We start from the raw sequence: 21,423 nt of genomic DNA, 5'->3' as shown, positions 1-21,423 counted from the left end.
GTCTCCGTGAATGGGTAAAATTCTAGCGGTATAAAGGTGTTGAACATTTGTACCTGTTCAATTCTGCGGAGGGGCATCTCGTGGAATTAAAACAAAGCTCAGTTAATGTCCGACGGGATACCGGGAGTCGCTGAGAAGCCCACACTGTATGCTTGCATACAGTGTGGGAGTATGTCACAGAAAACTACCCTTACCCTGCATAAGGATTACCGATTCTGTCTACAGAGACGTTTGAGGAGAATGGCAAACGACCTGGATTTAAGCGTGCTTCTGCTGCATAGCCAACAGGTACTAAAACAGCGATCGCTAAATCTGAATTATCTGTTGCACCAATTACTTCTTTCACCTTGTCTTCAAGCCAACCATTCATAAAACAGGTAGATAAACCCAGACTTTCTGCTGCTAACACCAAATGGGTAGCCGCAATGATGGCATCTTTAATGGCATACTCGCGTCGCTTGTCGCCTAGCCCAGCTTGAAATTGGGGGACGGCACTTTTAAAGTAGTTGACAGTGCCTTCATTCCATGCTCCAGTCTGAAGTCCCTGCTCCAGAATCGGAGTCAAGTTTTGTTCGCCTGCGTTAGGATCGGCGGCAAACACAAAGGTTACAGGTGCTTGAACTATTTGCTGTTGATTAAAAGATGCTGCTGACAATGCTGCCTTTTGCGCTTCATCTTGCACAAGAATAATTTGCCAGTCCTGGAGATTATAGCTGCTGGGTGCAGCCACGGTTAACTCTACCAGTTGCTTGAGCAGTTCTGGGGCAATGGGGTCTGTTTTAAAAGTTTTGATTGCACGGCGTTTAGCGATCGCACTAGGTACATCTAAAGGTTGAGTTTGAGTGATGGAACTCATGAGATTCTCCTGATAGTTAAGTTATGACCAAATAATTCGTAATGACGCTCTCTACGAGATGCTGCGCGTAGCTTACTTGTATTGTAGGGATACACGGACTCGCTACCGATGCTTTAACGTAATTAGGGTACAAGCAAATGTATTTATTCATCAAACAAAAATAAAAATTATTACCTTGTTTCAGAACAAACAACTAGCCTACCAAACGCGCAACGAACAGTCGTAAAGTCATAATTACGAATTACGAATTACGAATTATGAATTACGCCTTAGCTACCGGCTCGTTAGCAGTTGACCAAAATGGATAGTCTGTATATCCCTTTTCATCGCCACCATAAAAGCTTGCTTGATTTGCTTGATTTAGTGGTGCATTCAAAGCCAAGCGTCGGGGTAAATCTGGATTTGATATAAATAATGTGCCAAAGGCAACTAAATCTGCTGCTTTGTTTGCCAGTACCGCATCGCCTTTTTCACGGGTATAACCACCATTGACGATGAGTGTACCTGTAAAGCGATCGCGTAGATGACTAGTGGGTACAATTATCCCGCCATGTCTGATGTCTGCCTCTGTTGCCTCAAAAATATGCAGATATGCCAAATTAAATTGGTTCAAAGCTTGAGCCGCATAACCGAATATCTCCAGAGGGTTGGAGTCACCTATATCGTTAAAAGTCCCACTGGGAGAAAGACGTACTCCTACTCGGTCAGAATCCCACACACTAGTTATCGCCTCTGTCACCTCCAACAGGAATCGGGCACGATTTTCAATGTTGCCCCCATATTTATCTGTACGTTGATTGGTGCGATCGCGGAGAAACTGATCTATTAAATAACCATTAGCTGCGTGAATTTCCACCCCATCAAACCCAGCCTCTAGGGCATTTGCTGCTCCTTGACGGTACTGTTCGACTATCTGCGGTATTTCGGAAGTTTCTAAAGCACGGGGAGTAACAAAGGGTTTTGGCCCCTGATAAGTTGCAGCTTCACCTTTAGGAGGAATAGCAGAAGGTGCCACAGGTAAAGCTCCATCAGGTTGTAAGTCAGGGTGGGAAACCCTGCCTACATGCCATAGTTGCATAAAAATTCTCCCTCCCTGCTGATGTACAGCATCGGTTACTAACTTCCATCCCTCCACCTGTTCTGGTGAATGAATTCCTGGTGTAGCGGGATAGCCCTGTCCTTCAGGAGTTACCTGTGTTGCTTCGGAAATAATCAGTCCGGCGGAAGCACGTTGGGCGTAGTAGGTAGCATTAAGTTGGTAGGGTACGTTTCCCTGACTAGCCCTGTTTCGGGTTAAGGGTGCCATCACTATCCGGTTAGGTAGTTCCAGATTCCCCAATTGGTAAGGAGAGAATAAGTTGATATCAGTAGTCATGTCGCTTTACTCCAATTCAAAATTCAAAATTCGCAACCCCACATCTGAGATTAAATAGACCACGCGGTAGGGATACAGCATTGCTCGTTAAAAGGGCGGTTAAAAACCGCGTCTACACGAGGCTTTAACCACACTTCTCTACGAGAGGCTGCGCCAACGACAAGCTCAGTGACCGCCTTCTTGGGTTAAGAGAATCCTTGATTTTGTATTAGTCCACGGAGGTGGACGAGAGTTTGTATAGCCGCGAATTCTATTCGCCCTGGTTCTAAGTTGACACCCATGAGCATTGCTGTGCCCCTACAACAGATGTGTGTGGTTCAAATACTAAACAATCGACCGAATAACGCCACCATCTACCCGCAAAGCTGCACCATTAGTTGCTGATGCTACGGGACTAGAAAGGTAAACTACGATCGCTGCTACTTCTTCATTAGTTGCAAAGCGTTTAATTAGGGAAGTTGGACGCACATTTTGAAAAAACTCAGCTTCAACTTCACCGACACTAATACCGCGTTCTTGCGCCAACTTGGTGATAAAATCTTCAACTCCTTCTGAACGGGTTGGCCCTGGTAGGACAGAGTTTACCGTGACTCCAGTCCCGACAGTCATTTCTGCTAGACCTCGTGCAATGGCAAGTTGGGCTGTCTTAGTGGTGCCATAGTGAATCATTTCCACCGGGATTTGAACGCCAGATTCGCTGGAGATAAAAATTATCCGCCCCCAGTTTTGCTCTAGCTGCTTTTGCAGATATTGCCGACTCAAACGGACTCCACTGAGGACGTTAACCTCAAATATCTTTAACCAGTCTTCATCAGTAATATCAAAGAAGGTTTTTGGCTCGTAAATACCGACATTGTTTATAAGAATATCAACGTGAGGAACTTTTTGAACGAGTTGCTCTACCCCTGATGCAGTGCCGACCTCAGCAACAACACCAGAAACTTTCGCGTCGGGTGTACTTTGCTTAATTTTAGCGATCGCATCTGCTACTCGTTCTTCAGACCGACCGTTGACAATCACTGATGCACCCTCTTGAGCTAGCCCCAGGGCGATCGCAAAACCAATACCTGCGGTTGAGCCACTCACCAGCGCGGATTTACCATGCAATTTCAAGTCCATTTCACTCTTTCCCCCTTAATTAAAACAAAATGCTCTGGGACTGGGGACTGGGAAAGAGTTTTCCCAATGCCCAATGCCCCATGCCTTTAACTTAAATTAAAGATGCTGTGCTAAGGTCTTATTCAAGGTGGTTTTTGGGACTGCCCCAACGACAGTATCAACCTGCCGACCTCCCTTAAAAACCATCAGCGTCGGAATGCTACGAATTCCATAGTGGCTAGCGACAGTAGGATTTTGATCTGTGTTCAACTTCACAAATTTCACCTGTCCGTCATATTCAGCAGCAACTTCATCGACGACTGGTCCAACCATCCGGCAAGGGCCGCACCACGGCGCCCAAAAGTCCACTAAGACCGGAATTTCACTTTCCAAGACTTCTTGCTTGAATGTGGCTTCTGTGACATTTGTAATGGATGACATAAAATTGCCTTCCTAATTAATTCTATAATTCGATAATATCGAATAATAAAAATATATGCCACCTGATGAGATAATGCAAGTATGAGATTTCTTTATCATCCAGATCGAAAAAATATTTCTTTACCGGGAGTGCTGTATGCATTGGGCGATCCAGTGCGGCTAGAGATTGTGCGGCTGCTGGCGACTGAGGGGGAACAATGCTGTGCGAGGTTTGATTTTGCGATCGCTAAATCTACCATGTCCAATCACTTCAAGATTTTGCGGCAGTCGGGGATAGTCTTGACACGGAAATCCGGGACACATCACATTAACATCCTGCGGCGTGAAGATTTGGAGGTGCTGTTTCCAGGGTTGCTGGATGCGGTATTGAAAGCCGCTCGACCATTGCCTGTTGAACCCGCCACTACTAAACAAACAGCTTCAATGATTTAGGGGCATTGGGCATGAATTGTTTAAGAATCTTCTCGTTTTTCAAATTGTGTTTCTAAATCAGCAAAGATATCATGTTGTTCTCGAAAAGCCCTTGGAGTGTGAGATAAGCCTAAATCCATAGATAGCAAATCAATTCCGTCGATAATTTTGGGTATCTGAGCTTGATCAACTTGCAGACCGAGAAAGCATTTCTCTCTGTAATCTGGTCTTCCCTGGAATAGTTCGACCGCTCTTTTCAAAGGGCGCATAACCTGATATGCTTTTTCAGCCTTCTCAATTGATACTTCAGGGATTGGAGATTGCACCCGGAGAATTGCTAAATCAATTAAATCTCTTGCCTCAACGCTGTCATCTGCGTAACGGTCAGAATTTGACAGCAGCTTAGACGTAAAACAGTCATTGAAGCTTAAGCAGGGAACAGGTGACCACTTTAGATATCTTGGTGGGTCTAGTTGAAAACGAGTTTCAGCAATAATTTCCGTTTTAATCGGCAGATCATCTACAAAAACTATCATCCGAATTCCATATTGGTCAGTTGTGCTACGTCCAACTTGGATTTTACTTAAATCCCGAAATAATGCTTCATGCCCACCATCAAATACCAGTGTACGCAAGTACTTGTAGCCTTCTGTACCAACAGAAGCGATAAAATCAACGTCCTTACTCCAGCGATATTCTTCAAACTCAAATGCCAGAAGGCTTCCGCCACCGAAGTAAGCAGAACCCTTCGTAAGTATATCGGAATCTAAGGATTCAAGAACTGTGAGAATTTGATTATGATGTTCTAACCTGAAGGTCATAAAGAAACTTGCAACCAAGATTTATAGCGTCTGGCAAGTTCCTGAAGAAAATTAAGTTCTTCACCCTCAAGATTATTGAATATATTGTGATATTGCCAACCACGTTCATAGCGACTCAGCATTTCTTCTGAAGTAAAGCGATATACATCAGCGGTCTGCCAACAAATTGACTCTAGAAAAGGCAGCTTTTTGGGAACAGTAACAGGATTAATTCTTGGTGTTGCGGTTGTCATAACTCTTTTAATCAACCACTTTAGGCTTACTTTAATTTTAGATTAGCACTAGCAACTTTGAAATTAAATTTTATTATAACTATAAATTATCCGAACTGTGATAAACTCTTCCTTTCCAAGCGCCGCCGCGCCCTTGCCAGTGACGTAGTGCTGAGTCTAGAGTCATCAGGGTATAGAGAAAAGCGATCGCTGGTAAACTAAATGCTAACCAAGGAGAACATTTATAAAAGCGGATCGTCGGGTAGTAAGCGAAAGTCATTAACAGCCATCCTAATAAACCTGTAAATGCGTAGACGTAATGCGTCTTGTCGCCAGACATCGCCCAATTGCCCCAAACTGCACCCAGAATTACAGACACAGGGGGAACTAGATAAATCAGAGGCATTCCCACCAAAGTTCCCAATAGTAGTAATGGAGAATAATTCAGTTGGGTATAGGCAGTACGGGCAACCATATCCCAAATCGTCGCCAGCGAATCATAGGGACGCAAACTGCAAGTTAAAGTACTCAATCCTATCCAAATACGCCCTTGACTGGGGATTGGGCTTGTCCCCTTATCGCCCACTCCCCCACTCCTCTTAACAGCCTCAGCAAGAGCGCAATCATCAATTAAAGCTTGGCGAATGACTTGAATACCACCGATTCGCTCTAAAGCTTCACGGGCGATCAGAATAGATCCCCCTGCGGCGGCGGCTGTGGGATTGTTGGGATTATTCACCCAACGAAAGGGATAGAGTTTTTGGAAGAAAAAGACGAAAGCTGGAATCAAAAGTTTTTCCCAAAAGCTTTCACATCTGAGTCGCACCATTACAGAAACCAAGTCTAAATCTTCCTGCACAGCTTTAGCAACGAGTCGGCGAAGATTACTAGGATCATGTTCGATATCTGCGTCAGTCAGCAAATAATAGTCAGGTGCAAATAAACTCGCACTATTTATACCTTGCTCAACTGCCCAAAGTTTGCCCGACCAACCAGGAGGTAATGTTTCACCAGTGATAATATGCAATTGCTGGGGTTTACCTACAGCGTGTGCAACCCCTTCGGCAAAATTTGCTGTCCGGTCTGTGCTGCGATCGTCTACCAAAAATACGTTGAAAGAACCAGGATAATCTTGAAGTAGAAGCGATCGCAAGCTGACTGATATCAACTCAGCTTCGTTACGAGCTGGAACCACCGCACAAACCACAGGTAACGATTGTAGAGACGTTGTATACAACGTCTCTACCTCTAATTGCTGGTCTGTCCGCCAAAACTGTCCCCGAAAACACAGTAACCCCAACCAAATTGTTAAGGATAAAAGCATCAATCCTAATACAATTACATCCATGACCTATTGCAAATTCTCAGTAACTCAGACAGAATACTATGTCTACTGTTAGAGTAAAAATTTTTTTACTGTAGTGCCGTGTTCATAGCTAGTGTTGGGTGTTGAGGTTAAATATTATTTGATGCAAACACAAGACAGGGTAAAAGTCAATCAAGTTGCAACAGCGATCGCAGCTAGTCAAGAATATCTGCTTTCGATTCAAAATCCCGCAGGTTACTGGTGGGGAGAGTTAGAATCTAATGTCACCATCACTGCTGAAGTCGTCCTCCTGCATAAAATTTGGGGAACAGACCAAACAAGACCTTTAGACAAAGTTGAAGCATATCTGCGTCAAGAGCAACGGCAGCATGGCGGCTGGGAACTTTTCTACGGTGATGGCGGAGAACTTAGCACTTCAGTTGAAGCTTACATGGCGCTGAGGCTGCTAGGTGTACCAGCAAACGATGCGGCGATGATTCGAGCGCAAGCTTTTATTCTCCAACGGGGTGGTATCAGCAAGACTCGGATTTTTACCAAGTTGCACTTAGCTTTAATTGGCTGCTACAACTGGCGCGGTATTCCCTCACTACCAGCTTGGGTGATGCTGTTGCCAAAAGCTTTCCCTGTGAATATCTACGAAATGTCTAGCTGGGCGCGTTCCAGTACTGTGCCACTGCTGATTGTATGCGATCGCAAACCTGTTTTTATCACCGATCCAACTATCAACCTAGATGAACTATACGTTGAAGGTGTTGAGCAAGTGCGGTGGGAATTACCCCAAAGTGGCGATTGGACAGATTTATTCCTGACGCTCGATCAGGGGTTCAAGTTGGCAGAACGCCTGAATTTAGTACCCTTCCGTGAAGAAGGCATCAAAGCCGCCGAAAAATGGATTTTAGAGCGCCAAGAAGCTACAGGCGACTGGGGCGGCATTATTCCGGCGATGTTGAATTCAATGCTAGCTTTGCGCTGTCTGGATTATAACCCAAGCGACCCGATTGTGGAACGAGGTTTGCAAGCAATTGATAACTTTGCCATTGAAACAGAGGATAGCTACCGCGTACAACCTTGTGTTTCACCCGTCTGGGATACTGCTTGGGTGATACGTGCTTTGGTAGAATCTGGTTTCGCACCAGATCATCCAGCTGTGGTAAAGGCTGGAGAATGGTTGTTGCAAAAACAAATTTTAGACTACGGTGATTGGGCTGTCAAAAATCGCCAGGGAAAACCAGGGGCTTGGGCTTTTGAGTTTGACAATTGCTTTTATCCTGATGTAGACGACTCAGCTGTGGTGGTGATGGCTCTGGATGTTGCAAAACTTCCTAATGAAAAAATTAAGCAGGCAGCGATCGCTCGTGCCTTAAACTGGATTGCATCTATGCAATGTAAACCAGGCGGGTGGGCTGCTTTTGATTTAGATAACGATCAGGATTGGCTTAACTCCATCCCCTATGGAGACTTGAAAGCGATGATTGATCCAAACACCGCAGATGTTACGGCTAGAGTCGTAGAAATGCTTGGTGCTTGTAACCTGTCAATAGATAGTTATAATTTAGAGCGATCGCTTACTTATCTTCTGCGCGAACAAGAAACTGAAGGCTGTTGGTTTGGTCGTTGGGGTGTAAATTATATCTACGGTACAAGTAGCGTCCTCTCAGCTTTGGCCTTAATTGATCCTCAAAGGCATAAACTCAGTATAGAACGGGGAGCAGCTTGGTTAGTTGGATGTCAAAACCCAGATGGGGGTTGGGGTGAGACTTGCCGCAGCTATGATGATCCCAGTCTCAAAGGAAAAGGAAATAGTACTGCATCTCAAACTGCTTGGGCTTTAATTGGGCTAATAGCAGCAGGTGAAGCAATAGGTAAATTAGCGCTTGAGGCTATTGAGCGGGGAGTTGGCTACCTAGTGGCAACTCAACAGCCTGATGGTACTTGGTTTGAGGCAGACTTTACAGGTACTGGCTTCCCTTGCCATTTTTATCTCAAGTATCATATGTATCAACAATACTTTCCTTTAATCGCTTTAGGTCGCTATCAAAGAGTAATTAGAGAAAATTAGTTTGGATGCAATACACTGTGGGAAACAACCAATCTGACTTTTCACTCTTATCTGGAAAACCTCTCTCTAAATCTCTCTCCTAGAAGGAGAGAGACTTTGAATTTTCCCCCTTCCCTGGTAGGGAAGGGGGTTAGGGGGTTAGGTTTTTCATGGGCTTTTCCACTGTTGTGCACGCACAGCAATGCTGTACCCGTAAGGCGTGGTCTATTTACCTGAAAATTGCTGTAAAAATAAAGGTGAGGCATAGCCCCAGCTCCGATTCTTGATTCAAAACTGTTACAGCACCTGCTTGAAGAAAGTCACTAAATCCTCAATGTTCGGTGTGTGAAGTAAATCTACTACTTCTGTAGCTTCTTCAGAAGGCATATAATCATTTGGTACAGCAATGATTGAAGTTTTTAAATTTTGGGCGAGCTGATACCAAAAAGCCAATTTATCGTCAGCGCTCATTGAAGCATACTCTTGAGTATGAATTGCTGTTTCTCCTGCTTCATCTGGGTTTAGCAACTGACGCAAAGCTAAAAGCTGTTCTGACTGTGGTAAGTTTTGAATTTGTGCAACTAAAGTTGCACTCTTTTGATTTGGGACATCATTGAGAGCGATCGCTGGAATTGCATCACCAATTTCAGTATACAGTAACTCTAGAACCGTCAAGCGATCGTCTATATCCAAACTCTGAAATTTTGATACACTTTGTTCTAAAAAATTTACGTTCGTAGAAGTCATAAACACCTCAAAGTAATTAACTAAAAATTATCGAGTGAAAATTGTAATCCTGCCTTGAGCCAGTTCGACTATTGCTTTGCTTGAAAACAGAACCAGGGAACATCACTTCATTCTGGTAAATCTGTTCTGCTGGTAATAATTAACGCAAAGCAAATAGCTGTCATTTTAGGTATCAGCCATGAACTTTTATTAATTAAATTTGCCGGAATTTGTATTAGTAATGTACCGATTACATTAGTGGGTATTGTATCATAGCTGGAGTATTAAAATAATTTCTAATTCGTAATTCGTAATTAAGTTTTTTAACAGGGATTTATACCCCGCTACAAAATTTGCCGCGACTCGACTGAGCGCTCGCCGAACGTCTTATTAGAAGCTTAAGCAACTTAAATACCCAGAATTGATTAAATAACTCTGAAGACTGTTTGCGATCGCCTCTATTTAAAGTATTAAAAACTGAGACATATTTATCAGCTATAATAAATTATTGTAAATTAATTATTTTGTGTTTATTTATCAACACAAAATAAAGATGCCAGTCATCAAAATTTAGCTTCATATTAAGTGACTGGCGGACATAGCAAACTTTAAGAGAATAGGTAGAAATGGGTATAAGATCCTTACCTTTCTCCTGAATACGACGCTGCGTATAGGAGGCAAAACTTGCTAACGCAACGCTAATACCAATCACCTAGTTGGGAAAATCTGCTGGAGAGTAAAGAAATTCTAATTTCGGAATCCTTTTACTACAACCTAAGGAACTTGCTATAACAGACTAGAAAAGTTCAAAATTGCTAAATTTCAGCACCTGCTTTTGCTTCAGCACCCATTGGCGAAACATAATCACGGAAAAGAGTAATCTGTTGCTCAAATTCTAATCCTTGAATTCTGCCAAACAATGCTTGAGATTCTGAAGAAAGTTGATAATCATCAGGCATAGGAATGATTGTGCCATTTTCCATCCCTTGAGATAATCGATACCAAAATAGTAGCTTGGTGGTATCACCCAAAGAGCCAAATTCACGAGAAATTAGGGTATCGACTTTATTAATCAAATCACGCTGAACTTGTAATTGTTGTTCGTGAGATAATTCCTTAACTTGATTAAATAAACCTTCAGCTATTTCTGGGGAGGCAGTGCTAGCACCAGGGGCGGCTGGAGTAATTGAACCCCCCATTTCTTTGTAAATGAACCAAAACAAAGCCAGTTGTTGATCTACATCCAACTTTTGCCAAGCTTGAACATGTTCATGAATAGTTGGATCGTTAGTTTGCGTGTATGTCATTATTAACTCCAATTGCAATTTATCAGTATTCTTAAAGACGTTATCAAATTTACATTTGCCATTTTACCCTACTGAAGACAGATGTATTGCAATCGTAAAGAAGAACAATTAGAAACAGAATATAAATCGGTTGGGGTATATTCCTGCATTCAAAAGATTACGGTTAGATAAGCACCTGACATCAAAAGCCAAAATCATGCTTGCCAAGGTGAAGGAGTTGGCAATTGGAATACTACAAGGTTAAGAGATTTTCAGGAAGTATTTCGGTGGATAGATGTTAATTTTAATGTGACAGTGCTTTTATAAGCACTGTCCAAGTTAGCGACATTAATTTGTGAATAATACAGTAGGAATACGGCTTCTGCTTTTATTTGGCTTATTCTCCCCGATCTTGATAATCTTCAGAAGACTTTGGATCTAACTCCCAGCGATCGCCGTCACGTTCCTCTAAAATATCGTTAGTATGCAGAAACTCCGAGTCAGCCATTTCTAGCCCTACGGCTGCTTCTAGCTCCTCAGTTACATTTTGATCGGGAGTGGAAGTACTACCACCAACAGCTTCATCCCCAACTGCATCTGCATCTTGCCAAGAAGTATCAACATCCCCAGTAGTGAATTCCGGACTAGTTTCTGTGTACTGCTGTCTTTCTGCTCCCGTTGAGCGCCCACCAATATTGTATCCCGACAAGTCTTTCACACCAGTACCGTAGGATTCGGTAATCTCTTGTGGCAAATCATTGGTTTTAATTTCGTCGTGATGATTTTTTTCTACCATGATACTAGCCCTTTTCTGCCTTCTCACAATAACGTTTTCCTGTCAACAATTTGTCTAACTAGAGAGGTATAGCTTTAGAAATAAAATAATCTATCCCCTTGGAACGAAGCATAACTCGCGATCGCGTCATACTATTGGAGAAATCATGGAAAAAAAAACTTCTAGTTCAAGTTTTTAGTTAGGAGTTAAGGGTAATCAAAGCTAAATTATTCATTAACCAACTTTTTACTCATAACTATTTTTTATCATTGAGCCAAAATCAAAATTTCCAGCGAAAAATTCTGGCTGTTTAACTGTCCTAATCGATGAATATTATAGCTAGTTAAATACTAGAAATAAACAGGTAATACCATTTATGACTGACCATAACAATCATTCCAGTAAGAAAAAAGTTGCCATCCTCATTGAACAGGGAGTAGAGGATGCAGAATTTACAGTTCCTTATAATGGATTAAAACAAGCAGGAATGGAGGTAGTAGTCCTGGGTTCCCGAATGAATGAAAAATATAAGGGTAAACAGGGCAAACTCAGCGTACAAGCAGATGGTACTACGACAGAAGCGATCGCAGCCGAATTCGATGCGGTAGTGATTCCTGGGGGGATGGCTCCCGATCAAATGCGGCGGAACCCTAACACAGTAAGCTTCGTACAAGATGCTATACAACAAGGAAAATTGGTAGCTGCGGTTTGCCACGGGCCACAAGTTTTAATTGAAGGCGACTTACTCAAAGGTAAACAAATTACTGGCTTTAGCGCTATTGCCAAAGACATCATTAACGCTGGTGCAAATTATCTAGATGAGCCGCTAGTAGTTGATGGTAATTTGATCACATCTCGTGAACCCGGAGACTTGGCAATTTTCACCACCGCTATTTTAAGCCGTTTGGGTTACGGTGGCAAAGATGCTGCATTACCAAATGAGAAAGACACAAGTGCTGAATGGTGGAAGCTGGCCGATGCTTGGGGTGGCTCAACCAAAGGTGATCTCAGCAAAGGTTTAAATACTGCCCTTAGTGGTGAACGTTATTCGCTAGAAGCATTTGAGAAGTACTTGGAAAAGGAATCAGATAGCGAAGGAAAATCAGTCTTTCAAGAAATCATTGCTAATAAACAGCGCCACATTCACAAACTAGAAACCTATCTCCACCGATTAGGCGAAAAACCCTCTTTAGCGGCAAATATTGCCAATCAGTATGCCAAGGTAAAAACTGCCTTTACCGGAAGTGATGACATCTATCAGTTACGTTCGGCTTTGGGGGATGTGCAAACTGGTATCGGCGATATTGGCAATTTGTGTGCAATGTACACTGACCCGGTAACAACTGCTATTTTCAAAGAAATTTACCAGGATTTATTGAAATCCGAACAACGATTGCTAAAAGTATATCGGGCGCGGATAGGCACTGAGATTCAGCCTCCTAAGCCGACTACAGGCGCTTCTGTGTCAATGTAAAGATTTTTCTGAACATAACCAGAGCTATACGTAGTGGCTAGTATAGCAGACGATATAAATATCAAAAGAGCTTACGGAAAATATCTCTGAAACTCTGATTTCTCCGTGTCCTCTGCGCCTCTGCGGTTCGTAGAGATTATTTGTGCCTCTGTAGTTAATTTAATAGGATGGAGAACTAAAAAAGTGGCTTCAACATCAGGGGATAAACTAAATACAGGTCAGCCTGAAGCTAGTGAAGTAGAGCGTTGGTCATCTCTCATTGGTGGCGGTGCTATGGTGCTGATGGGTTTAAAGCAAGGTTCATTGCGGGGAGTGCTGACGGCTTTAGCTGGTGGCGGTTTGATCTATCAAGGTGCAACTAAACAAAGTACAATTCAACAAGCACAAGAAGCAATAGGTATAAACCAACCCATCAAAGTTGAAAAGACGGTAACGATTAATAAACCAGCAGATGAACTGTATCGTTATTGGCACAACTTTGAGAATTTGCCCACATTTATGAAGCATCTCAAATCTGTAAAGGTGCATGACCAAAAACGTTCTCACTGGATTGCGAATGCACCCTTGGGTAACAGCGTAGAATGGGATGCAGAAATTCTGGAAGACCGGGAAAATGAGTTTATTTCTTGGGCTTCTGTAGAAGGTGCAGACGTGGATAATTCTGGTTTTGTTCGTTTCCAAAAGGCACCAAGCGATCGCGGTACGGAAGTGAAGATTGTCTTGGAGTATAACCCGCCCGGTGGGATATTGGGGGCTACTGTAGCTAAACTTTTCGGTGAAGAACCAGAACAGCAAATTGGTGATGAATTGCGCCGCTTCAAGATGCTAATGGAAGCAGGCGAAATTGCCACCACCGAAGGTCAATCAAGGGGAAGCAAGTAGTTATTTCCCCAATGACGCCAGATATGGGTGTTAAAAAAGCGATCAATAGCGATCGCTTTCCTGAACGTCTGGAAATGGCGAAAAGTTTGCCAAAATTCATTAACAACGAATAAGTTAATGCTGGCGAAGCGTTGAAAGATATGACTCGTGGTCTTTGCCTTTAAAGCAAGCACCCCACGGCTACCAAATTTTTCAACAAAAAAAGGATAACTGCATCAAAGTTGTTCTTAAACCCTGAATGATGAATAGTCATTCAGTCTTTTGAATCGTACACCCAACATAATGCAATTGAGGCTTTTTATGAATCGAGTAATTTCATCGCTGCGAAATATTCGTATTTCCCAAATCCTTGTAGTTTTCCTCGTAGGATTTATGTTTTTACTGGGTCAAGCTTTTAGCTACACTAATGTAGCCCAAGCTGAGACTGTTAAAACTCCAGAGGGTATTTATTACAAAGGAACACCAGACGAAGGTGCAATTAGAAATGATACCCAAATCAGCAATGCCAAGAATAAATTAAAAAGCGCTGCTGATCAGATCCGCGAAAAGCTAAACTTGGATGAAAAAACTCCTGAAGCTACAAAAGAGTTTTTTGATCCTGCAAAAAAGAAAGCAGGAGACAAAGCTCGGTCATTTAATGGAGATAAAGAGGGTTATTACCATAATGCTCCAAGCAAGTAACTGAGAGATAGAAGCTAGGCTTTTAGCAAATTTTGAATCTAAATTTCTGAGTCATACATTGTTGAACCAGATTTGATTAGTTACTGAGACGCGATAATTATCGCGTCTCCCGCTTCAGATAAATCCAGTATTTATCTTGATATTAACGATTTAGAAATCATCACTAAGGACTAAATAATTATGAAAGCAGTTTGCTGGCATGGAGCAAACGATGTGCGGGTAGAAACAGTTCCTGACCCCAAAATTGTCAACCCACGCGATGCCATTATTAAAATTACTTCCACGGCAATTTGTGGTTCTGATTTGCATCTTTACAACGGCTTCATCCCCTCAATGGAAAAGGGCGACATCCTGGGTCATGAATTCATGGGGGAAGTTGTAGAACTAGGAAGTGCAGTTAAAAATGTGAAAATAGGCGATCGCGTCGTTGTTCCTTTCACTATATCTTGCGGTAGCTGCTTTTTCTGCAATCGGGATTTATGGTCACTGTGCGATAACTCTAACCCCAATGCTTGGTTAGTAGAAAAGCAAATGGGTCATTCACCAGCAGGTCTATTTGGCTTCTCTCATTTATTCGGCGGTTATGCCGGTGGTCAAGCAGAGTATGCACGAGTGCCATTTGCCGATGTCGGCTTGTTCAAAATTCCCGATGGTTTGACGGATGAGCAAGTGCTATTTCTAACAGATATTTTCCCCACTGGCTATATGGCAGCCGAAAATTGCAACATCCAACCCGGTGATATTGTCGCCGTTTGGGGTTGTGGCCCAGTCGGACAATTTGCTATTAAAAGCGCATTTCTTCTTGGTGCAGAACGTGTCATTGCGATTGATCGCGTTCCCGAACGCCTACAAATGGCTAAAGAACAGGGCAAAGCTGAAGTCCTTAACTACGAAGAAGGGGATGTTGGCGAAGCACTCAAAGAAATGACTGGCGGTCGTGGCCCTGATGCTTGCATTGATGCAGTGGGAATGGAAGCCCACGGTACAGATTTCATGGCATTATATGACCAAGTAAAGCAAGCGGTGCGGCTAGAAACAGATCGCCCAACAGCATTACGGCAAGTAATTGTTTCTTGTCGTAAAGGTGGTCACGTATCAATTCCGGGTGTGTACGGTGGCTTTATAGACAAAATGCCGATGGGTGCTGCTATGAACAAGGGCTTAACCTTGAAAATGGGACAAACGCACGTCCACAAGTATCTAAAACCTTTGTTAGAACACGTTCAAAAAGGTGAAATTGATCCAACATTTATCATCAGCCACAGCTTGCCTCTAGAACAAGCGCCCCACGGCTACGAAATTTTTAACGACAAGAAAGATAACTGTATCAAAGTTGTACTCAAACCCTAATTTCATTATGAGCGACACCAGCGTTACGAAAATTGATTCTACCAATTCCCCTAAAGGTAAACTCGGTCAAAAATATTTAGCTTCTGGCAAAAATGTTGCCATGCGTCTTTGGGAAGACGAACAACCAAACGAAGACAAAGAGCCAAGTTCGCGCGACTATGAAACAGTTGGTTATGTAATTAATGGTCGTGCCCAATTGCACATTGAAGGGCAAATGATTTTACTAGAGCCTGGGAGTTCTTGGGTTGTACCCAAAGGAGCCAGCCACACCTACAAAATCCTGGAACCATTTACGGCTGTTGAAGCAACCAGTCCCCCGGCTCAAGTCCACGGACGGGATGAAAACTGATTTGCAGTTATCTGAAATTTTGCGATCGCTAAAAACTTTTAGCCGCTTTCAATTGCATAAAATATAGAGCGTTCGTAGGGGAACAGCATTTTTATTTTTGTTCCCCTTTTTACTGTGTTTTGCGGCTGAGAAAGATATCTTAGTAGTTTGGAGGGAATTAAATTTATCCTAATCTCTACCAGATCGGATATTGAGGAGAAATAAAAATCACCTGGGACTTGTCGCAACATAAATAATGCGATCGCATACGATTAATTTCTCAATAAACCTCATGCGGTGCAGAATATATGCTATAGTTTCTAGCCAAAACTTCCGACTGCATCGATCGCCGCCTCCAAGGCGATCGCCACATGAGTCCAATGAGTTCCCCCCTGGCAATAAACCACATACGGTTCACGCAAAGGCCCATCTGCTGATAATTCCAAAGTACTCCCTTCAATAAAGGTTCCCCCAGCCATGACTACCAGGCTCTCATACCCCGGCATTTCATCTGGAACAGGGTTTAAGTAGGAACCTATAGGAGAATGCTGTTGTATGGCTTTACAGAAAGCAATTAGCTTTTCGGCAGAACCGAGTTTGATTGCCTGAATTACATCCCCACGGGGAGCCAGGGGAGCGGGATTAACTGGATAACCGAGTTTATCAAATACATAACCAGTAAGATAAGTCCCTTTCATCGCCTCTCCGACCATTTGCGGAGCCAGAAATAAGCCTTGGAACAGCAGGCGATTTTGGTCAAAAGTAGCACCGCCATAACTACCGATACCGGGAGCAGTCAGGCGACAGGCGGCGGCTTCCACTAAGTCAGCGCGACCGGCGACATAACCGCCAGCGCTGACAATGGTGCCACCAGGATTTTTAATCAATGATCCTGCGATTAAATCAGCACCTACGGCTGTAGGTTCCCTGGTTTCAATAAATTCGCCGTAGCAGTTATCCACAAAGCAAACGGTATTCGGGTTTTGCTGTTTGACTAAGTGGACGATTTTTTCAATATCAGCAATTGATAAACTTGGACGCCAAGAATAGCCACAAGAACGCTGAATTAACACTAAACGCGTGTTTTCCGCTAGACTAGTACTTAAAGCTTGCCAATCTATAGTTCCTTGGGGAGTTAGCTCCAATTGGCGGTAATTTATGCCAAACTCGATCAGGGAGCCTTGACCTTGACCCCGTAAACCAATGACTTCTTCAAGCGTATCGTAGGGAGAACCAACTACTGCTAACATTTCATCTCCAGGACGGAGGACACCAAACAAAGCACAGGCGATCGCATGAGTTCCCGAAACAAACTGCACTCGCACCGCCGCCGCTTCGGCATCCATAACTTCGGCAAAAACTTTATCTAAAGTTTCTCGTCCTAAATCATCATGACCGTAGCCACTTACACCAGCAAAGTGGTGTGCCCCCACACGGTGATTACGAAACGCATCCAGGACTCGTTTTAGATTATGCTTAACCTGAGTGTCAATTCCAGAAAAAATTTCTAAGAGTGCCTGTTCTGCTTGCCGCAGCTGTTCTAAGCTGTTCATCAGTTCCTCGTTCCAAAAAAAAAATATAGATATGCGGATTTTTAAATCCCACAGACTAGGCTGGAAAATTCAAATTTAGGTGACTGCATGACAATTGCTACTTCGACTAAACCTCAAATTAACTGGGTTAATACCCTATTTCTCATTGGACTGCATATCGGCGCTTTGTTTGCCTTTGCTCCTGGTAACTTTAGCTGGACGGCAGTTGGTGTGGGTTTCTTCCTGTACTGGGTGACTGGTGGTTTAGGCGTTACTCTGGGATTTCACCGCCTTGTTACCCACCGCAGTTTTCAAACTCCCAAGTGGTTAGAATATCTCCTGGTTTTCTTCGGGACACTCTCCTGTCAAGGAGGCCCAATTGAGTGGATAGGAACACATCGTATCCATCATTTACACTCGGATACTGACGCTGATCCCCATGATTCTAATAAAGGCTTCTGGTGGAGCCACATGGATTGGCTGCTTCACTACTGTCCCGCTCACACTGAAATTCCTCGTTTCACCAAAGACATTGCCGAAGACCCATTTTATCAGTTTTTAGAAAAATATTTCATTTTGATCCAGGTTGCTCTGGGTGTGTTGCTTTTGCTTCTGGGTGGCTGGCCGTTTGTTTTTTGGGGGATTTTTGTTCGCCTTGTCTGGGTTTACCACTGTACTTGGTTGGTGAACAGCGCTACTCATAAATTTGGCTATCAGAGCTATGATTCTGGTGATAAATCGGCTAATTGCTGGTGGGTAGCTGTACTAGTTTTCGGTGAAGGCTGGCATAATAACCATCATGCCTTTCAATACTCAGCGCGTCATGGGCTGGAATGGTGGGAAATCGATTTAACTTGGATGACTGTTCAATTGCTACAAGCAGTTGGTCTGGCTACTAATGTGAAGTTGGCCCCAACAAAAATTAGTTAGGAGCAGAGACGCGATTAATCGCGTCTGTACAGGAGTTAAGAGTTAGGATGTCTATCTTTTTTAACTCATAACTCATCACTTATAACTCCTAACTTTTCAAAAGTCTATTTACGGGTGCGCTTGTGTCGCTTAGATTGCTATAATCCGAAGCGCTAATGTGAAGAATCTTTGAGGCAAGTTGCTTTTTGGCGACTTGGTGGAGGAGTTTGTTGTTTTTCAGGTGTTCATGACTACATCAATAATTAACAGCCAGAAAGTAAGTGACGAGCCTGGTAATTCCGACCTAAGGCTCAAAGATATTGTCAAAACCCTGCCAGGGGAATGTTTTCAGCAAAACCGTCGCAAAGCTTGGACACAAGTAATAATCAGTGTCTTGGCAGTTGCCTTGGGCTACTACAGCCTAAGCATCACTCCTTGGTTTCTTTTGCCCCTAGCTTGGATTTTTACGGGCACTGCTTTAACAGGTTTTTTTGTAATTGCCCATGATTGTGGTCACAGGTCTTTTGCCAAACGTCGTTGGGTAAACGATTTGGTGGGGCATTTCTTCATGATGCCGTTAATTTACCCCTTTCATAGTTGGCGGATTAAGCATAATTATCACCATACTCATACCAATAAACTGGATGAGGACAACGCTTGGCATCCAATCCAACCACAAGTGTTTGAAAATTGGGATCAAACCCGACAGTCTGCTTTTGAACTGTTCATGCGTAAACGCTTGTGGTGGGTAGGTTCCATTGGACATTGGGCTGTGGTGCATTTTGATTGGCGGAACTTCAAAACTAAAGACCAATCGAGTATCAAGCTTTCTGTGGCTGTAGTAGTTGTGTTTGCAGCGATCGCTTTTCCGATTCTGATCGCCACAACTGGGATCTGGGGATTTGTCAAGTTTTGGCTAGTGCCCTGGATGATTTACCATTTTTGGATGAGTACTTTTACTATTGTTCACCATACTGCCGCAGATGTTCCTTTTGTGACAGCGAACAAGTGGAATGAAGGTCTAGCACAGCTATTTGGCACTATCCATTGCGATTATCCGCGTTGGGTAGAAATCCTCTGCCACGATATCAATGTTCATGTCCCTCATCATATTTCCACTGCGATTCCTTCTTATAATTTGCGGCTAGCTTACAGCAGTATCAAAGAAAATTGGCAGCCTTATCTGCATGATGAATCTCAGTTTTCTTGGTCTTTAATGAAGCAGATTACAGATCAGTGTCAACTGTACACAACTGATGTTGGTTATAAGACTTTCAACGAATATTACACAGAGCAATAAATAGCGCTGTGATTACACTCACGCTCTTGAACCAACGAGAGCGTTTCTTATGCTGTGTTTAAATAGAATCTGGCAATTCTTGACTGACTAAAATTTTAGGTAAATTGCCAGAATTTATCCTCTTGTATGTTAGCGATCGCTATTGTCGTGGGCATCATAGAGGTGAGATGATCTTCTCTCAAATAAAGTTCCGATTTCTATCTAACAAAAGAATCCAGTGCAATCAAATACCATCACGTTCAATAATCCTCCTGGCTGTGAAACGTCTGAGGATGCAACTAAATTACCTTTCACACTTGGGGATTTAAAAGCTGCCATTCCTGCTGAATGCTTTCAGCCGAATGTGACAAAATCACTTTTTTACTTCTTTCGTGATATCTTGATTATTGGTCTGCTTTATGCAGTAGCTTATTACCTGGATTCTTGGCTTTTCTTCCCGATTTTCTGGTTAATGCAAGGAACGATGTTTTGGGCTTTGTTTGTAGTCGGACATGACTGCGGACACCAATCTTTTTCTAAGCATAAATGGCTCAATGATTTGATTGGACATCTTTCTCACACACCAATACTTGTTCCTTATCATGGTTGGCGGATTAGCCACAGAACTCATCATAAAAATACTGGCAATATCGATAACGATGAAAGCTGGTATCCTGTGACAGAATCACAATACAAGGAGATGCCTTTATCCCAAAAGATAGTCAGATATTATGTTTTTCTATTGGCTTATCCTCTGTATTTGTTTAAGCGTTCTCCTAATAAGGAAGGCTCCCACTTTTTACCCAGCAGTTCGCTTTTCAAACCCTCAGAAAAATGGGATATCATCACTAGTACTGTACTTTTGATTGGCATGGTAGGTTTACTAGGTTTCTTTACCTACCAATGGGGTTGGATGTGGTTGCTGAAATATTACGCTGTGCCCTACATTGTGTTCATAATTTGGCTAGATTTGGTGACGTTCTTGCACCACACTGAGCCAGAGCTTCCCTGGTATCGGGGAGAAGATTGGACTTTCCTGAAAGGCGCAATTTCTAGCATTGACCGTAATTATGGTTTGATCAATCATATCCATCATGATATCGGTACTCATGTTGCTCACCATATATTCCTTAACATCCCTCACTACAATTTGCTGAAGGCAACTGAGGCAATAAAACCAGTGATGGGTGAGTATTTCCACAAATCGGAGGAACCGATTTGGAAGTCATTATGGAATTCATCTATCAGCTGCCATTTTGTACCTGATAAGGGTAGTAAGGTTTACTACACATCTCAGAATAAGTTAGCTAAAGGTTAAGATTCAGATTCCCGGCTTGTTTAAAAAGTCGGGAATCTGGTATTTTTGTCAATGCTTTCTGACAACTTAGCTTTTGAGGGGCGATCGCATATTACATTAGACATCTCCAGAAATTAAATATACGTTACCCAGAACCATTGTTTTGACGTAGCAGTGCTACGTCAAAACAATTCTTTTTCACTCCTATGTCTATTATTAGTGCTTCTAACTCTGTGAGTATTTGAGCGTCCTTAGAGGATGTTTGAAAAGTCATGATTGATGTATCAAATATTTTTTACCCCACCCTAACCCTCCCCTTATAAAG

21 protein-coding genes are annotated in these 21,423 nt (G+C 42.8%); 10 read left to right on the top strand and 11 right to left on the bottom strand.

Annotation, left to right across the window (positions count from 1 at the left end):
- Nucleotides 1-190: 190 nt before the first annotated feature.
- The 4 genes from V7K15_RS17980 to trxA form a co-directional block, all read right to left on the bottom strand.
- Nucleotides 191-856, bottom strand: a complete 666-nt coding sequence (locus V7K15_RS17980; protein ID WP_334907284.1) for a nitroreductase family protein — start codon at nucleotides 854-856, stop codon at nucleotides 191-193.
- A 262-nt stretch (nucleotides 857-1,118) separates the two neighbouring features.
- Complete coding sequence (locus V7K15_RS17975) at nucleotides 1,119-2,231, bottom strand: alkene reductase (RefSeq protein WP_334907282.1); 1,113 nt, start codon at nucleotides 2,229-2,231, stop codon at nucleotides 1,119-1,121.
- Nucleotides 2,232-2,555: 324 nt separating this feature from the next.
- Nucleotides 2,556-3,350, bottom strand: a complete 795-nt coding sequence (locus V7K15_RS17970; protein ID WP_334907279.1) for an SDR family NAD(P)-dependent oxidoreductase — start codon at nucleotides 3,348-3,350, stop codon at nucleotides 2,556-2,558.
- A gap of 96 nt (nucleotides 3,351-3,446) precedes the next feature.
- Nucleotides 3,447-3,770 carry a thioredoxin gene (gene trxA, locus V7K15_RS17965; RefSeq protein WP_334907277.1) on the bottom strand — a complete coding sequence of 108 codons (324 nt, stop codon included), beginning with the start codon at nucleotides 3,768-3,770 and terminating at the stop codon, nucleotides 3,447-3,449.
- A gap of 81 nt (nucleotides 3,771-3,851) precedes the next feature.
- Here trxA and V7K15_RS17960 point away from each other — a divergent pair, with 81 nt between their 5' ends.
- Nucleotides 3,852-4,202 (top strand): ArsR/SmtB family transcription factor, encoded by a 351-nt coding sequence (locus tag V7K15_RS17960; protein WP_334907275.1) that lies wholly within the window; start codon nucleotides 3,852-3,854, stop codon nucleotides 4,200-4,202.
- Between the two features lie 20 nt (nucleotides 4,203-4,222).
- On the opposite strand, the gene V7K15_RS17955 is transcribed toward V7K15_RS17960, so the two are convergent.
- The 3 genes from V7K15_RS17955 to V7K15_RS17945 all read right to left on the bottom strand — a co-directional run bounded on the left by V7K15_RS17955 (nucleotide 4,223) and on the right by V7K15_RS17945 (nucleotide 6,562).
- Complete coding sequence (locus V7K15_RS17955; RefSeq protein WP_334907273.1) at nucleotides 4,223-5,002, bottom strand: nucleotidyl transferase AbiEii/AbiGii toxin family protein; 780 nt, start codon at nucleotides 5,000-5,002, stop codon at nucleotides 4,223-4,225.
- Nucleotides 4,999-5,235: a hypothetical protein gene (locus tag V7K15_RS17950; RefSeq protein ID WP_334907271.1), complete on the bottom strand. Its 237-nt coding sequence runs from the start codon at nucleotides 5,233-5,235 to the stop codon at nucleotides 4,999-5,001. The genes V7K15_RS17955 and V7K15_RS17950 overlap by 4 nt, the downstream gene beginning before the upstream one ends.
- A gap of 79 nt (nucleotides 5,236-5,314) precedes the next feature.
- Nucleotides 5,315-6,562: a glycosyltransferase gene (locus tag V7K15_RS17945; protein ID WP_334907269.1), complete on the bottom strand. Its 1,248-nt coding sequence runs from the start codon at nucleotides 6,560-6,562 to the stop codon at nucleotides 5,315-5,317.
- Between the two features lie 121 nt (nucleotides 6,563-6,683).
- Here V7K15_RS17945 and shc point away from each other — a divergent pair, with 121 nt between their 5' ends.
- Nucleotides 6,684-8,600, top strand: coding sequence for a squalene--hopene cyclase (shc, locus tag V7K15_RS17940; protein ID WP_334907267.1), 1,917 nt, complete (start codon nucleotides 6,684-6,686; stop codon nucleotides 8,598-8,600).
- A 276-nt stretch (nucleotides 8,601-8,876) separates the two neighbouring features.
- On the opposite strand, the gene V7K15_RS17935 is transcribed toward shc, so the two are convergent.
- The 3 genes from V7K15_RS17935 to V7K15_RS17925 all read right to left on the bottom strand — a co-directional run bounded on the left by V7K15_RS17935 (nucleotide 8,877) and on the right by V7K15_RS17925 (nucleotide 11,387).
- Nucleotides 8,877-9,326, bottom strand: a complete 450-nt coding sequence (locus tag V7K15_RS17935; RefSeq protein ID WP_334907265.1) for an orange carotenoid protein N-terminal domain-containing protein — start codon at nucleotides 9,324-9,326, stop codon at nucleotides 8,877-8,879.
- Between the two features lie 794 nt (nucleotides 9,327-10,120).
- Entirely contained in the window at nucleotides 10,121-10,612 is a 492-nt protein-coding gene (locus V7K15_RS17930; RefSeq protein WP_334907263.1) for an orange carotenoid protein N-terminal domain-containing protein, read from the bottom strand.
- Between the two features lie 376 nt (nucleotides 10,613-10,988).
- The gene (locus tag V7K15_RS17925; protein ID WP_334907261.1) at nucleotides 10,989-11,387 is read right to left on the bottom strand and encodes a DUF6335 family protein; all 399 of its coding nucleotides are present in this window, start codon (nucleotides 11,385-11,387) and stop codon (nucleotides 10,989-10,991) included.
- A gap of 355 nt (nucleotides 11,388-11,742) precedes the next feature.
- Between V7K15_RS17925 and V7K15_RS17920 the strand changes: the two genes are divergently transcribed.
- The 5 genes from V7K15_RS17920 (at nucleotide 11,743) to V7K15_RS17900 (ending at nucleotide 16,102) form a co-directional block, all read left to right on the top strand.
- Nucleotides 11,743-12,840, top strand: a complete 1,098-nt coding sequence (locus tag V7K15_RS17920; protein ID WP_334907259.1) for a DJ-1/PfpI/YhbO family deglycase/protease — start codon at nucleotides 11,743-11,745, stop codon at nucleotides 12,838-12,840.
- Nucleotides 12,841-13,023: 183 nt separating this feature from the next.
- Nucleotides 13,024-13,722 carry an SRPBCC family protein gene (locus tag V7K15_RS17915; protein ID WP_334907257.1) on the top strand — a complete coding sequence of 233 codons (699 nt, stop codon included), beginning with the start codon at nucleotides 13,024-13,026 and terminating at the stop codon, nucleotides 13,720-13,722.
- Nucleotides 13,723-14,022: 300 nt separating this feature from the next.
- On the top strand, nucleotides 14,023-14,403 hold the full coding sequence (locus tag V7K15_RS17910) for a hypothetical protein (protein ID WP_334907255.1): 381 nt from the start codon (nucleotides 14,023-14,025) through the stop codon (nucleotides 14,401-14,403).
- A gap of 180 nt (nucleotides 14,404-14,583) precedes the next feature.
- Nucleotides 14,584-15,753 carry a zinc-dependent alcohol dehydrogenase gene (locus tag V7K15_RS17905; protein WP_334907253.1) on the top strand — a complete coding sequence of 390 codons (1,170 nt, stop codon included), beginning with the start codon at nucleotides 14,584-14,586 and terminating at the stop codon, nucleotides 15,751-15,753.
- Nucleotides 15,754-15,760: 7 nt separating this feature from the next.
- Nucleotides 15,761-16,102, top strand: a complete 342-nt coding sequence (locus tag V7K15_RS17900) for a cupin domain-containing protein (protein WP_334907251.1) — start codon at nucleotides 15,761-15,763, stop codon at nucleotides 16,100-16,102.
- A 299-nt stretch (nucleotides 16,103-16,401) separates the two neighbouring features.
- Here V7K15_RS17900 and V7K15_RS17895 read toward each other — a convergent pair whose 3' ends face one another.
- A complete protein-coding gene (locus V7K15_RS17895) occupies nucleotides 16,402-17,634 on the bottom strand; it encodes a methionine gamma-lyase family protein (protein WP_334907249.1) in 1,233 nt (410 codons plus the stop codon).
- Nucleotides 17,635-17,721: 87 nt separating this feature from the next.
- Here V7K15_RS17895 and V7K15_RS17890 point away from each other — a divergent pair, with 87 nt between their 5' ends.
- From V7K15_RS17890 to V7K15_RS17880, 3 genes are all read left to right on the top strand, one after another.
- A complete protein-coding gene (locus tag V7K15_RS17890; RefSeq protein WP_334907247.1) occupies nucleotides 17,722-18,543 on the top strand; it encodes an acyl-CoA desaturase in 822 nt (273 codons plus the stop codon).
- A gap of 226 nt (nucleotides 18,544-18,769) precedes the next feature.
- Complete coding sequence (locus V7K15_RS17885) at nucleotides 18,770-19,822, top strand: fatty acid desaturase (RefSeq protein ID WP_334907245.1); 1,053 nt, start codon at nucleotides 18,770-18,772, stop codon at nucleotides 19,820-19,822.
- Between the two features lie 217 nt (nucleotides 19,823-20,039).
- Nucleotides 20,040-21,119, top strand: coding sequence for a fatty acid desaturase (locus V7K15_RS17880; protein ID WP_334907243.1), 1,080 nt, complete (start codon nucleotides 20,040-20,042; stop codon nucleotides 21,117-21,119).
- The last annotated feature ends 304 nt before the right edge of the window (nucleotides 21,120-21,423 follow it).

It is taken from the genome of Nostoc sp., from assembly GCF_036919815.1.
Lineage (GTDB): Bacteria > Cyanobacteriota > Cyanobacteriia > Cyanobacteriales > Nostocaceae > Nostoc.
The sequence above is the reverse complement of the archived record's forward strand: the minus strand, read 5'-3'. Positions and strand labels throughout refer to the sequence as shown.